Genomic DNA, 665 nt, shown 5'->3' with positions numbered 1-665 from the left:
TTTGGCATGGGCGTTATGGAACAGCCCGTTGTCCAGCCCATGATGATCAATTGCCTAGCTTATCCCTTGCCAATGGAAATGATGGGCGTCTCTTACTCTATTGTTATGCTGGCTGCTCTTTTAGAGAGATTATACAAGCGCTTATTAGAATTGGCTTACTGGGGAAACAAGCCTTTTTGGATAAAGCTTATGATCACACGCTCTCTTTCTCAAAACAGTTTTGTGCTGATCTTAAACGAGCAAAACAGAAAGCAGAAAAAGCAAAAGCAATTTGGCAACAAAGCCAATCGATCAAAGATACTTTAGCAGAAACCTATTTACGCATGCGGGGTATTACGTGTGAATTGCCTGCTGATTTACGATTTCACGACAACTGTCCACACCCCTTAGGAATAACACTGCCCGCGTTGGTTGCTCTTGTTAAGGGGGCTGGCTCTTTTGCCATTCATAGGACCTTTTTAAAAGCCAATGGCTGCAAAACAGATCAGAAGCCAGCAAAAGCCATGTTGGGATCTGTCATGGGCGGTGCTGTGTACTTAAGCGAAGATAATCCAAAACATCTGGTTATTTGTGTGAGGATAGAAACCGGTCTGTCTCTGCTGTCTGGGTTGTTATCAGAGCCCGTGAATGTATGGGCGTCTCTTTCCACCAGTGGCATGATGCGT

The 665-nt window shown here is 44.7% G+C and carries 1 protein-coding gene; it reads left to right on the top strand.

Annotation, left to right across the window (positions count from 1 at the left end; translation table 11 throughout):
• The coding region (locus tag ABD909_RS06940; protein ID WP_345097233.1) for a DUF7146 domain-containing protein at positions 1-665 on the top strand (665 nt) is incomplete at both ends.

The sequence above is a fragment of the Bartonella acomydis genome (genome assembly GCF_039543025.1).
Taxonomy (GTDB): domain Bacteria; phylum Pseudomonadota; class Alphaproteobacteria; order Rhizobiales; family Rhizobiaceae; genus Bartonella; species Bartonella acomydis.
This window is presented reverse-complemented; position numbering and strand designations above follow the sequence as displayed.